The sequence below is a fragment of the Candidatus Methylomirabilota bacterium genome (assembly GCA_035260325.1).
Taxonomy (GTDB): Bacteria; Methylomirabilota; Methylomirabilia; order Rokubacteriales; family CSP1-6; genus AR19.
The window spans coordinates 1-11,570 of the sequence record DATFVL010000203.1; the positions used below are offsets into that span (position 1 = coordinate 1).

12 protein-coding genes are annotated in these 11,570 nt (G+C 73.1%); 1 reads left to right on the forward strand and 11 read right to left on the reverse strand.

All coding sequences use genetic code 11. The features are described from left to right. Positions 1 to 23 precede the first annotated feature (23 nt). Genes folB through mltG form a run of 9 tightly spaced genes read right to left on the reverse strand, consistent with a single transcriptional unit; the run spans position 24 to position 8,331 of the window. The gene (gene folB, locus VKG64_13205; GenBank protein ID HKB25999.1) at positions 24 to 383 is read right to left on the reverse strand and encodes a dihydroneopterin aldolase; all 360 of its coding nucleotides are present in this window, start codon (positions 381 to 383) and stop codon (positions 24 to 26) included. Next, entirely contained in the window at positions 383 to 1,141 is a 759-nt protein-coding gene (locus VKG64_13210; GenBank protein HKB26000.1) for a fumarylacetoacetate hydrolase family protein, read from the reverse strand. The genes folB and VKG64_13210 overlap by 1 nt, the downstream gene beginning before the upstream one ends. Before the next feature lie 12 nt (positions 1,142 to 1,153). Then, positions 1,154 to 1,960, reverse strand: coding sequence for a 4-hydroxy-tetrahydrodipicolinate reductase (gene dapB, locus VKG64_13215; protein ID HKB26001.1), 807 nt, complete (start codon positions 1,958 to 1,960; stop codon positions 1,154 to 1,156). Between the two features lie 10 nt (positions 1,961 to 1,970). Further along, a complete protein-coding gene (gene dapA, locus VKG64_13220) occupies positions 1,971 to 2,858 on the reverse strand; it encodes a 4-hydroxy-tetrahydrodipicolinate synthase (protein HKB26002.1) in 888 nt (295 codons plus the stop codon). Then, a complete protein-coding gene (lysA, locus tag VKG64_13225) occupies positions 2,855 to 4,105 on the reverse strand; it encodes a diaminopimelate decarboxylase (protein HKB26003.1) in 1,251 nt (416 codons plus the stop codon). Before lysA ends, dapA begins: the two co-directional genes overlap by 4 nt. Before the next feature lie 35 nt (positions 4,106 to 4,140). Then, complete coding sequence (locus VKG64_13230) at positions 4,141 to 5,214, reverse strand: hypothetical protein (GenBank protein HKB26004.1); 1,074 nt, start codon at positions 5,212 to 5,214, stop codon at positions 4,141 to 4,143. Then, positions 5,211 to 6,593: an argininosuccinate lyase gene (gene argH / locus VKG64_13235; protein HKB26005.1), complete on the reverse strand. Its 1,383-nt coding sequence runs from the start codon at positions 6,591 to 6,593 to the stop codon at positions 5,211 to 5,213. The genes VKG64_13230 and argH overlap by 4 nt, the downstream gene beginning before the upstream one ends. Before the next feature lie 50 nt (positions 6,594 to 6,643). After that, positions 6,644 to 7,315, reverse strand: coding sequence for a lysophospholipid acyltransferase family protein (locus VKG64_13240; protein HKB26006.1), 672 nt, complete (start codon positions 7,313 to 7,315; stop codon positions 6,644 to 6,646). 20 nt (positions 7,316 to 7,335) lie between these two features. Continuing rightward, a complete protein-coding gene (gene mltG / locus VKG64_13245) occupies positions 7,336 to 8,331 on the reverse strand; it encodes an endolytic transglycosylase MltG (GenBank protein ID HKB26007.1) in 996 nt (331 codons plus the stop codon). Between the two features lie 78 nt (positions 8,332 to 8,409). On the opposite strand from mltG, the gene VKG64_13250 reads away from it, so the two are divergent. Next, a complete protein-coding gene (locus VKG64_13250) occupies positions 8,410 to 9,399 on the forward strand; it encodes a DNA-directed RNA polymerase subunit alpha (GenBank protein HKB26008.1) in 990 nt (329 codons plus the stop codon). A gap of 40 nt (positions 9,400 to 9,439) precedes the next feature. Here the strand turns inward: VKG64_13250 and VKG64_13255 are convergent, their stop codons facing one another. Next, on the reverse strand, positions 9,440 to 10,774 hold the full coding sequence (locus tag VKG64_13255) for a hypothetical protein (protein ID HKB26009.1): 1,335 nt from the start codon (positions 10,772 to 10,774) through the stop codon (positions 9,440 to 9,442). 25 nt (positions 10,775 to 10,799) lie between these two features. Then, positions 10,800 to 11,570: LL-diaminopimelate aminotransferase (locus tag VKG64_13260; GenBank protein ID HKB26010.1), on the reverse strand; the 771-nt coding region annotated here is incomplete at its 5' end.

The following is an 11,570-nucleotide window of genomic DNA, read 5'->3' on the forward strand; positions in this document are numbered from 1 at the left end:
GAGGGAGAGGTAGACCCGCGGCATCAGCGCCTCCGCACGAGCTCCACCGCGGGCGTGCCGACCAGCCCCGCGAGCGGCGGCGTGAGCTTCCGCACGCGCACCCTGACCTCCTGCGCGGGGAACTCCTTCAGCAGCGCCTCGGCCATGAGCCCGGCGAGCCGCTCGATGAGGTTCACGCGCTGGCTCGTCCCGATCTCGACGAGCCGGCGGGCGACCGCGCCGTAGTCCACCGCGGCGGCGAGGTCGTCGGAGACGGCGGCCGGCTCGAGGTCGAGGGAGAGCTCGGCGTCCACCGAGAACCACGCGCCCACCGCCCGCTCCGCCCGCGTGAGCCCGTGCTGGCCGTAGAAGCGGACGTCCTCGAGCAGGAGCCGGTCGCGCATCACCACTTCACGACGGTGTTCCGGAGGCTCCCGATGCCCTCGATCCGGACCTCGACGCGGTCGCCGGGCTCGAGCGGCCCCACGCCCGGCGGCGTGCCGGTGGCGATCACGTCGCCCGGCAGGAGGGTCATCACCTCCGAGACGCGCGCGACGATCTCCTCGACGGGGAAGATCAGCTCCTTCGTGCTCGACGACTGCCGGAGCCCGCCGTTGACCCACGCCTCGATCGTCACCGCGTTCGGGTCGATGTCGGTCGCGATGCACGGTCCGATCGGGCAGAAGGTGTCGAACGCCTTGGCCCGCGAAGGCATGCCGTCCCGCTGCTGGAGGTCCCGCGCCGTCACGTCGTTGAGGCAGGTGTAGCCGAGCACGTACTCGCGGGCGCGCTCGGCCGGCACGTTGCGGCACCGGCGCTTCATGACGACCGCGAGCTCCGCCTCGTGGTCCACGCGCCGGCTCTGCGGCGGGTAGACGATCGGGTCGTCGGGCCCGACGATCGCGGTCGTCGGCTTCAGGAAGATCCGCGGCTCGTCGGGAAGGGGAAGGTGCATCTCCTTGGCGTGGTCGCGGTAGTTGAGGCCGACCGCGACGATCTTCGACGGCACCACGGGCGCGAGCAGGACCGTCTGCGTGAGCGGGTAGCGGCGGCGCCCGCGGCGAAAGAGGGCGAACGGCGTGCCCGTGTACTCGACGACCGCCCCGCCCTCGAGCGCGCCGTAACGCGTCTTGCCGCCCGCCTTGAAGCGCACGATCTGCATGACGGCGCCCGCTCAGGCGAGGCCGAGGACGTGCTGCATCGAGTAGAGCCCGGGGGGTCGCGCGGCCACCCAGCGGACGGCCCGGAGGGCGCCGCGCGCGTAGACGTCGCGGCTGTGGGCTTTGTGTGTCAGCTCGAGCCGCTCCCCGAGCGCGCCGAACGAGACGGTGTGCTCGCCGGCGACGTCGCCAGAGCGGAGCGAGAGGATGCCGATCTCCTTGCGCGTGCGCTCGCCCGTGAGCCCCTGCCGGCCGTAGACGGCGGCCGTGCCGAGGTCGCGGCCGAGCGCCTCGGCGACCACCTCGGCCATCCGCAGCGCGGTGCCGCTCGGCGCGTCCTTCTTGAAGCGATGGTGGGTCTCGGTGATCTCGACGTCGTAGTCGTCGCCGAGCGCCTTCGCCATCGTCGCCAGGAGCGAGAAGGCGACGTTGACGGCGACCGACATGCTCGGCGCGACGAGGATCGCCGCGTGCTTCGCCAGGTCGGCGATCTCCCGGTTGTGGTCGGGGGAAAAGCCGGTCGTGCCGATCACGGCCCGCGCGCCCGCGCGGGCGACGGCGCGCAGGTGCTCGACCGACGCCTCCGGCACCGAGAACTCGACGAGCACGCGGTCGCGTGCGATCGCGACGCCGGGGTCGGCGCCGACGGCGACGCCCAGGCGGCCCACGCCGGCGACCTCGCCCGCGTCGCTGCCGAGCGCCCGGTGTCCCGGCGCCTCGAGCGCCGCGACCAGGCGCAGCTCGGGGACCTCGCGGAGGCACGCGACGATGCGGCTGCCCATGCGGCCGGCCGCGCCGGCCACGACGACATCGATGGGCATACGGTGACCGCTACTTGATCAGCGCGTACTGCGTGAGGACGGCGCGGAGCTTCTCGCGGTTGGCCTCGCCCATCCGGCACATCGGCAGCCGGAACTCCGGCTCGAGCATCCCGGCCATGGCCATGGCCTCTTTGATCGGGATGGGGTTGGTCTCGAGGAACGCGGCCCGCGCCAGCGGGAACAGCTTGTAGTGGAGCTCGCGCGCGCGCTTCCAGTCACCGTCGAGCGCGGCGTGCACCATCTCCGCGGTCTCGCGCGGCAGGATGTTCGCGATCACGGAGACGACGCCGTGCCCGCCGATCGCGAGGAGCGGCAGCGTGATGTTGTCGTCGCCGGAGAGCACCGCGAAGTCGGGGCCGCACGCGGCGATCACCTGGCTCATCTGGTCGAGCGAGCCCGAGGCCTCCTTCACCCCGGCGACGTTCCGCACGTCGCGGACCAGGCGCTCCAGGGTCCCCGTCTCGACGTTGACGGCCGTCCGGCTCTGGATGTTGTAGACGAGGATCGGGATCGCGACCGACTCGGCGACGGCGCGGAAGTGACGGTAGAGCCCCTCCTGCGTGGGCTTGTTGTAGTAGGGGTTGACGACCAGCGCGCCCGCGGCGCCCGCGCGCTCGGCGTGCTTCGTCAGGTCGATCGCCTCCGCGGTCGAGTTGGAACCGGTCCCGGCGATCACCGGGAGCCGCCCGCGCGCCGCCTCGAGCACCACCTCGACGACCCGCTTGTGCTCGTCGTGGGAGAGCGTCGGCGACTCGCCGGTGGTGCCGCAGGGGATGAGCCCGTCGGTCCCGTGGCTCGCGTGGAGCTCGACCAGCTCGCGCACCTTCGCCTCGTCGACCTTGCCGTTCCGGAAGGGCGTGACCATCGCGACGAACGAACCCCGGAATCTCGCACTCATGGGATCGTCTCCCCCGCCACCAGGTCCTCGTAGGTCTCCCGGCGGCGCACGATCGTGTAACGGTCGCCGTCGACCAGAACCTCGACGGCGCGCGGCCGCGTGTTGTAGTTGGACGCCATCGCGAAGCCGTAGGCGCCGGCGCTCATGACCGCCAGGAGGTCGCCCTCCTCGGTCCGCGCGAGGTCGCGGTCCTTCGCCAGGAAGTCGCCCGACTCGCACACGGGGCCGACCACGTCCACCTTCTCCGCGGGATCGCCGAGACGCGCCTCGTTGACCGGCTGGATCTCGTGATAGGAGTCGTAGAGCGCCGGCCGGATGAGGTCGTTCATGGCGGCGTCGATGACGACGAACTTCTTTTCGCCCGTGTCCTTGCGGTCGACGACGCGCGCGACGAGCACGCCGGCGTTGCCGACGATCGAGCGGCCCGGCTCGAGCAGGACGGTGACGCCGAGCTCCCGGAGGGGCGGCAAGAGCACCGTCGCATACTCGGCGTGACTGGGCGGCGTCTCGGCGCGGTAGCGAATCCCGAGGCCGCCGCCGACGTCGACCAGGCGGACCTCGATCGAGCGCTCGCGGAGCGTCTTCACGAGCGCGGCGATCCGCGCCACGGCGTCGGCGAAGGGCGCGACCTTGGTGAGCTGCGAGCCGATGTGCATGTCCACGCCGACGACCTCGACGCCCTTGAGGCCCGCGGCCTCCGCGTACGCCTCGAGCGCCTGGGCGTGCGGGATGCCGAACTTGGAGGCGCGGAGCCCCGTCGCGATGTACGGGTGGGTCTGCGGGTCCACGTCGGGGTTCACGCGGAGGGCGACCGGCGCGCGAACGCCGAGCTCGCGGGCGACCGCGTCGAGCTTTCGCAGCTCGGAGAGCGACTCGACGTTGAACAGGAGGATGCCGGCCTCGAGGGCCGCGCGCATCTCGTCGCGCGTCTTGCCGACGCTCGAGAAGACGATCTTCTTCGCGGGGACGCCGGCGCGGAGCGCGCGGAACAGCTCGCCGCCCGACACGATGTCGGCGCCGGCCCCCGCCCGGGCGAGGACCCCGAGGACGCCGAGGTTCGAGTTCGCCTTGACCGAGTAGCAGACGACGTGCGGCACCTCGGCGAACGCGCGATCGTACGCCCGGTAGCCCTCGAGCAGCGCCGCCTTCGAGTAGACGTACGCGGGCGTGCCGACCTCGGCGGCCAGCGCGCGCAGCGACACGCGCTCGCAGCAGAGCTCGGAGTGCCGGTAGGCGAATGGATCCATGTAAAGGTTCTTCGTAGCACCCGGCCGGGGTGAAGTCAAGGTACGGTGACCGTCGCCTCGTTCGAGCGCCGGCTCTCGTTGCGGATCGCGGCCGAGTCCTCCGCCGTGACGGCGTAGCGCCAGGCGCCGCGCGGCACGTCGCGGTCGATGAACGTGGCGGCCGGCGCCTGGGTCACGCCGATGCGGACGAACGCCCCGCCCACGGGCGCGCGGTACACCACGTAGCCGCTCACGTCGGTCGTCGGGCTCGCCCTCCACGAGAGGCGCACGGCGCCCTCGGAGGCGATCGCGACGAGGTCCGCAGGCGGCGCGGGCGGCGTTACCTTCCGCGGCGTCACGGCGACGCGCGGCGAGAGCGCGCCGAGGACCGTGGTGCCGGCCTCGGTCCGCACCGCGCGCACCGCGTAGTAGTAGGTCCGGTCGTTCTCGAGGTCGCGGTCGGTGAACGCGAGCGTCCCCTCGGCCGTGCGCCCCGCGGCGCCCAGGGGCGCGTCGGGGGCCGGCGCCCGCAGCACCTCGTACGCGAGCGGGCCGGGGACGGCGCTGCCGTCGCTCAGGCGCTCGGGCGGCCGCCAGCCGAGGCGCGCCTCGCGCTCGCCCGGCCGGGCCGCCACGGCCGCGGGCGCCTCGGGCGCGGCGAGGAAGGCGACCGAGACCTGGCGCGACGGCGGGCCGACCCGGCCGAGCGAATCGGCGGTCACGACGACGTAGGCGTAGCGCCGGCCGAGGACGAGCCTCTCGCGGTCGGTGAACACGATACGGTTGCCCTGCAGCGTCGCGGGTTCGGGCGCCGCGAGCCGGATCGTGGCGAGCTCGGCGAAGCCCCTCAGCGCGCCGTCCGAGAGCGGCGGGGCGGCGGGCGCGCCGCGCCCGTCGTCCTCGCGTCGGTAGACGCGCGCGAGCGTGAGGTCGCGGAGCAGCGTGCGGTCGGCGCGGCGCGTCGGGTTGGTCCAGGCGAGCTCGACGGCCGATTCGCGGACGACCGCGGCGAGGTCCGCCACGGCCGCGGGCACGCGCTGCTCGGGCGCGACGGGCGGCCCCTTCTTGCCGCACCCGACGAGGGTGAGCGCCGCGAGGGCGACGAGCGGAAGCGCGCGACGCGCGGTCATGCGCGCGCGACGAGCGCGCGCGCGAGCTGGAGGGCGCGGCGCACCGCGGCCGGCGCCGTCCCGCCGGTGACCGCCCGGGCGCGGAGCGACGCCTCCACCGTGATCGCGTCCTTGACGTCGCCGTCGATCAGCGGCGAGAAGCGGCGCAGCTCGGCGAGCGTGAGGTCCTCGAGCGTCTTCGACTCGTCGAGCGCGTGGCGCACGATCCGCCCGACGAGCGCGTGCGCCTGGCGGAAGGGCAGGCCCTTCCGCACGAGGTAGTCGGCCAGGTCGGTCGCGGTCGCGAAGTCCTCGCCCGCGGCGCGGCGCATCCGGTCCACGCGGAAGGTGAGCGACGCCAGCATGGGCGGCAGGACCGCCACGATCGCCTCGAGCGTGTCCACCGAGTCGAAGAGGGGCTCCTTGTCCTCCTGCATGTCGGAGTTGTAGGCGAGCGGGAGGCCCTTCAGCGCCGTCAGGACCGCGACGAGGTTCCCGTAGAGCCGGCCGCTCTTGCCCCGGATCAGCTCCGCGACGTCGGGGTTCTTCTTCTGCGGCATGATGGACGAGCCGGTCGCGAAGGCGTCCGCGAACTCGACGAAGCCGAACTCCGCCGTCGCCCAGAGCGTCAGGTCGGCGGCGAGCCGGGACAGGTGCATGCCCGTGATCGCGGCGGCGGCGAGGAACTCGAGGACGTAGTCGCGGTCGCTCACGGCGTCGAGGCTGTTGGGCGACACCGCGGCGAAGCCCAGATCCCTCGCGAGCGCCTCGCGGTCGATCGGGAACGGCGTGCCGGCGAGCGCGGCGGCGCCGAGCGGCAGGACGTCCGCGCGCGCGCCGGCGTCCCTGAAGCGCTCCCGGTCGCGCTGGAGCATGAAGACGTAAGCCAGCAGATGGTGCGCGAGCACGACCGGCTGGGCGCGCTGGAGGTGCGTGTACCCGGGCATGGGCGCGTCCACCGTCTCGGCGGCGCGCGCGAGGAGGGCCTCCTGGACGTGCCGGAGCCCGTCGCCGAGGCGCGCGAGGACGTCCTTGAGGTAGAGGCGCTCGTCGACGGCGACCTGGTCGTTGCGCGAGCGGCCCGTGTGGAGCTTGCCGCCGACCTCGCCGCAGAGCTCCTGAAGCCGGCGCTCGACGTTCGTGTGGATGTCCTCGAGCTCGGGGCGGAAGAGGAAGGTCCCGCTCTCGAGCTCGGCGCGCACCCCCGCCAGGCCCCTCGCGATCGCGTCGTGCTCCGCCGCGGTGAGGAGGCCCGCGCGGGCGAGCGCCTTCGCCCAGGCGACGCTGCCGGCGATGTCCTGGGCCCAGAGCCGCCGGTCGAAGGCGAGCGAGCCGGTGAAGCGCTCGGCGCTCGGATCGGCGCGCTCGGTGAAGCGGCCGCCCCAGAGCTTGCCCGCCACCCGGCCCGCCGGCGGGGCGCCGCGCGGCGCGCGGCCGCGTGCGCGGCGCTTCACCGAAGGAGCGCCGCGATGTCGTCCATGATCCGCCGGGTTACGCGCTCGCGCGCGGACCGCCGCCCGTCGCCGCCGTCCGCCGTGAACCGGCGGGGCGCGCCGAAGCGCACCGCCAGCCGGCTCGGCCGCGGGATGTGGCACGCGCGCCCGACGAGCGCCTCGAACGTGCCCGCGATCCCGGCGGGAACGACCGGCACGCCCGAGCGCAGCGCGAGCAGCGCCACGCCGGGCAGCCCGCGCTCGAGCCGGCCCCGGACGCTGAACGGCCCCTCGGGGAAGATGCCGACCACGCCGCCCGCGGCGAGCCGGCCGAGCGCCCTGCGGAGCGCGCCGACGTCGGGCCGCTCGAGGTTGATCGGGATCGAGCCGATGTGGCGGTGGAAGAACGGGTGGAGCGGCGTCGCGCGCCACACGCGCGGCATCACGATGAACGCGATCGGGCGCGGGGTCGCGAGCTGCAGCACCACGCCGTCCAGGTAGTTGTGGTGGTTCGCCGCGACGATGTACGGCCCGGCGGACGGCAGGTGCTCGAGGCCGTCGACCGCGAAGTCGAAGATGCGCTCGAAGACGCGGCGCGCCGGGCCGCGGAGGACGCGGTGGACGAGCGGCTCCGGCTCGCGGGCGTCGGTCTCGCGGAGCACCCGGTCGAGCGCGGACGAGCGCGGCATGTCGCGGGTTATATCACGGTTCAGCGATCGTGAGCGAGCCGGTACCGGGCGACGGCGGCGTTGTGCTGCGCGACCGTGGTCGAGAAGTAGTGCCGCCGGTCGTTCATCGCGACGAAGTAGAGGTACTTCACGGGCGCGGGATCGAGCGCGGCCCGGATCGCGGGGAGTCCCGGGCTCGCGATCGGCCCGGGCGGGAGCCCGGTGCGCCGGTAGGTGTTGTACGGGCTGTCCGTCGCGAGGTCGGCGCGCGTGAGGGCGCGCCGCTCCTTGCCGACCGCGTACTGCACCGTCGGGTCCGCCTGGAGCGGCATGTCGAGCTTGAGGCGGTTCCAGAACACCGCCGAGATGAGTCGCATCTCGTCGCGCACCACGGCCTCGCGCTCGATGATCGAGGCGAGCGTGAGGAGCTGGTGGACGCCGAGCCCGCGCGCGCGGGCGCGCGCGACGAGGTCGGGGTCGAGCTTGCCGCGCATGCGCTGGACCATGCGCGTCAGCATCTCCTCCGCCGTCATGCCGCGCACGAACTGATAGGTGTCGGGGAAGAGGTAGCCCTCGAGGCTCGGCGCGTCGACGCCGAGCGTCCGGAGGAACGCGGGATCGCGGGCCAGGCGGACGACGTCGGCCGCGCGCGCGAGCTGTGCGGCGTCGAGCGCTCTTGCCAGCTCGGCGACGCTCGCGCCCTCGGGGTGCAGCACCGGGTGCAGCTTGATCCGCCCGTTCTCGAGGAGCCGCAGGACGTCGAGCGTCGTCGCCCCGCGCTCGATCTCGTACTCGCCGGCCTGGAGCCGCCGCGAGCTGCCGCGCGCGAGGCTCAGGAGGACGAACCCGCTCGGGCTCCGGATCACGTCGCCCCGCCAGAGGGTCGTCGCGATCGAGAGGATTCCGGCGTGGGCCGGGACCTGCACGAGGCGCCCGCCGTCCGCCAGCGCGGGGGCGGGGGTGAGCACCTGCCAGCCGAGCCAGACCGCGGCGAACACGGCCGCGACAAGCGCGAGGGCGACGACGCGCAACCGCATGATTCTACTGTATCACCGAAGCTTTGGTATACTGTCAGACCTGGGGCCGGGGCCCCGCAAACTTCCCAGGGGGTTTTCATGCTGGAGCTTCAGCTTCCCGCGCGGCACGACTGGGCTGTCCAGGACAAGACATACGGCAAACTGGGCATCGAGCCCTTCGAGTCGGGCTTCGCCCTGACGATCGGCATCGCGTACCGCCGGGCGCTCCTGTCGGCCATCCACGGCGCTGCCCCCACCTGGGTCAAGATCGAAAACGTGCTCCACGAGTTCTCCCACCTGCCGGGCGTGACCGAAGACACGCTCGACATCATGCTGAACCTCCGGAAGGTGGTCTTCGCGCTGCACGTCAACCGCCCGAAGATCCTCCGCCTGAAGGCGCAGGGCGCGGGCGTGGTCAAGGCCAGCGACTTCGAGAAGGACGCCGACGTGGACATCCTCACGCCGGACGTGCCGCTCGCCACGCTCGACAAGGACGGCGTGCTCGAGATGGAGGTCTGCGTCGAGCGCGGGCGCGGCTACGTGGCCGCCGAGAAGCGCGAGCCCGAGGCGCTGCCGATCAACGCGATCCTCCTCGATGCCGACTTCTCGCCGGTCGAGCGCGTCAACTTCCACGTCGAGCCCGCGGGCGACCGCGAGCGGCTCGTCCTCGAGGTCTGGACGGACGGCAGCGTGGCGCCGACGGACGCGGTCGCCGAGGCCTCCCGGATCCTCGAGGACCACTTCACGCTCCTCGAGCGCTTCCCCGAGTCCGCGCCGCCGGAGGAGACCGCGGAGCGTGCCGAGGCCGGGCCGCGGACCGAGCTGAACGAGAACCTCTTCCGCAACGTGGACGAGCTCGAGCTGTCGGTGCGCGCGTCGAACTGCCTCAAGACCGCGAACATCCGCACGATCGCGGACCTCGTCCAGAAGAGCGAGGCCGAGCTCCTGAAGACCAAGAACTTCGGCAAGAAGTCGCTGAACGAGATCAAGACGATCCTCGGGGAGATGGGGCTCGCGCTCGGCATGCGCCTCGACCCCGAGGAGCTCGAGCGGCTGCGCGCCCAGTACGAGCGCGCGTACGAGACGTAGACTCCGGCTCGCCCTGCCCGGCGCGCGCCGCGCCGGCGCCTCAGACGGTCTGAGGCTCCGTCAGCCGGGTGCGCCGCACGTGCGCGGTGACGTCGCGGACCCGGCCGCCCTCCAGCTCGATCTCCACCTCGTGGTGCTCGACGTCCCAGTGGCCCACCGTCGCGAACCAGCCGAAGGTCCGCCGCCGGTTGGGGACGAGCCGCTGCCCGCGGTAGACGAGGGTGCGCCGGCCCCCCGAGAGCTGCTCGCGCTCCTCGGCGTGCGCGCCGCAGCGCCGCACGACGTCCTCGTAGGTGGTCTCGCCGGGGAGGAGGCCCGCGAGCACGTCGCGCGAGAGGATGGTCCCCGTCTCCCGGGGCGGTGCGGCCGTCCGACGGCCGACCTGCACGCGCGCCCGCGCGACCCGGCCGAGCCGCCGCAGGAGCGCCACCACCAGCGGGCCGGTGACGTTGCCGAGCCCGAGGAAGAGCATCGAGATGAGAACCGGCCGCCACGCGATCCGGCCCGAGAAGTAGGTGAAGCCCACCTTCAGCACCTGCGGCGTGATGCCTTCCGAGGCGGTCAGCGGGATCGACACCACCTCCGTGCCCGCGCGCGCCTGGCTCGGCCGGCGCGTCGCCGACGCCGGCACGACCTCTTCGAGCTTCAGGTGGTCCGCGCCCTCGAAGGTGAGGAGGAGCATCGAGAAGTCGCGGGCCAGCCGCGCGACGTACTCGCGCCGGCCGAAGTACATCGGATAGAGGGTGAGCTGCCCGACGTCGCCGAATCCGAGCGTCGCCTCGTAGCGCTGGCCCCAGAACATCTGTTCCGCCCAGGTGGCCGGTCGCGGCGCGATGAGGTCGCGGACCTCGAACCGGAGGTTCATGAGCCAGTCGGGGCTCGTGAACTTCGGCGTCCACGGGATCCGGATGTACGTCGACGCGCGGTCGCGGTCGAGCCCGGCGCCCTCGCGGAAGAAGGTGACGAACGACGCCTCGCCGACGGGCTGGGCCTGCGTGTTCGTTCCCATGTCGAGACGGTTGCGTGCGAGCACGGGGAGGCGCCCGGCGCGCTTCACCTTGAAGCCCAGGCCCTCGACGAAGGCGGCGAGCGCCGCATCCGCGTGATCCTTCGTTCCGCCCGTGAGCTCCGCCGGCCACAGGAGGTCGAGGTCCTGGGCGACGTCGTCCGGGGTCTTGTTCGGCCGGAGGACGAGGCTCCACGACACGCTCACCGTCGCGGGACCGAGCGACGGCTTCACGGTCGCCGAGACGAAGAGGGGGCCGATCGTGAACTCCGGGCGGGCGCGCGAGCCGAGGAACACCTGGGCGTACGCGGGCGCCGGGAGCGCGCCGGCGAGGAGCAGGAGCAGGACGAGCGGCCGCAACGCCTTCACCCGGCGATCCTAGGTCGGGCGCGAGCTAGAGCGCAACCCGCGTCTTGATGCGCTCGACCGCCTCCTCGGCCTCGGCCCGCCGGCCGAAGGCCGTCAGGCGGAAGTAGCCCTCCCCGCTCGGCCCGAAGCCCGAGCCCGGCGTGCCGACCACGTGCGCCTCGCGGAGGAGCTTGTCGAAGAAGCCCCACGACGAGAGCCCGGGCGGCGTCTTCACCCAGATGTAGGGCGCGTTCCGGGCGCCGTACACGCGGAGCCCCGCAGCCTCGAGGCCCTGCCGGATGAGGCGGGCGTTCTCCATGCGGTAGTCGATCGCGGCCCGCACCTGGTACCGACCCTCGTCGGTGTAGACCGCGGCGGCGGCGCGCTGGATGATGTAGGCGACCCCGTTGAACTTCGTGGACTGCCGCCGGAACCAGAGCGCGTTGAGGCTCACGGGCTTGCCCGCGGCGTCCGTGCCCTGGAGCTCCTTGGGGACGACGGTGAAGGCGCAGCGCGTGCCGGTGAAGCCCGCGGTCTTCGAGAAGCTGCGGAACTCGATCGCCACCTCGCGCGCGCCCTCGACCTCGTAGATCGAGCGCGGGATGTCCGGGTCGCGGACGTAGGCCTCGTACGCGGCGTCGTAGAGGAGCACCGTGCGCTGGCGGCGCGCCCAGTCCACCCAGCGCGCGAGGACCGGCCGCGTGAGCACGGCGCCGGTGGGGTTGTTCGGGAAGCAGAGGTAGACGAGGTCCACCGGCCGGTCGGGCAGCGCGGGCTCGAAGTTGTTCTCGGCGGTGCAGGGCAGGTAGACGACGCG

What these genes read in the sequence shown, in the direction of transcription:
- lysA (HKB26003.1), bottom strand. Translation starts at nt 4,105, where the DNA reads ATGGATCCATTCGCCTACCGGCACTCCGAGCTCTGCTGCGAGCGCGTG.
- VKG64_13230 (HKB26004.1), bottom strand. Translation starts at nt 5,214, where the DNA reads ATGACCGCGCGTCGCGCGCTTCCGCTCGTCGCCCTCGCGGCGCTCACC.
- VKG64_13240 (HKB26006.1), bottom strand. Translation starts at nt 7,315, where the DNA reads ATGCCGCGCTCGTCCGCGCTCGACCGGGTGCTCCGCGAGACCGACGCC.
- VKG64_13250 (HKB26008.1), top strand. Translation starts at nt 8,410, where the DNA reads ATGCTGGAGCTTCAGCTTCCCGCGCGGCACGACTGGGCTGTCCAGGAC.
- folB (HKB25999.1), bottom strand. Translation starts at nt 383, where the DNA reads ATGCGCGACCGGCTCCTGCTCGAGGACGTCCGCTTCTACGGCCAGCAC.
- mltG (HKB26007.1), bottom strand. Translation starts at nt 8,331, where the DNA reads ATGCGGTTGCGCGTCGTCGCCCTCGCGCTTGTCGCGGCCGTGTTCGCC.
- dapA (HKB26002.1), bottom strand. Translation starts at nt 2,858, where the DNA reads ATGAGTGCGAGATTCCGGGGTTCGTTCGTCGCGATGGTCACGCCCTTC.
- VKG64_13210 (HKB26000.1), bottom strand. Translation starts at nt 1,141, where the DNA reads ATGCAGATCGTGCGCTTCAAGGCGGGCGGCAAGACGCGTTACGGCGCG.
- dapB (HKB26001.1), bottom strand. Translation starts at nt 1,960, where the DNA reads ATGCCCATCGATGTCGTCGTGGCCGGCGCGGCCGGCCGCATGGGCAGC.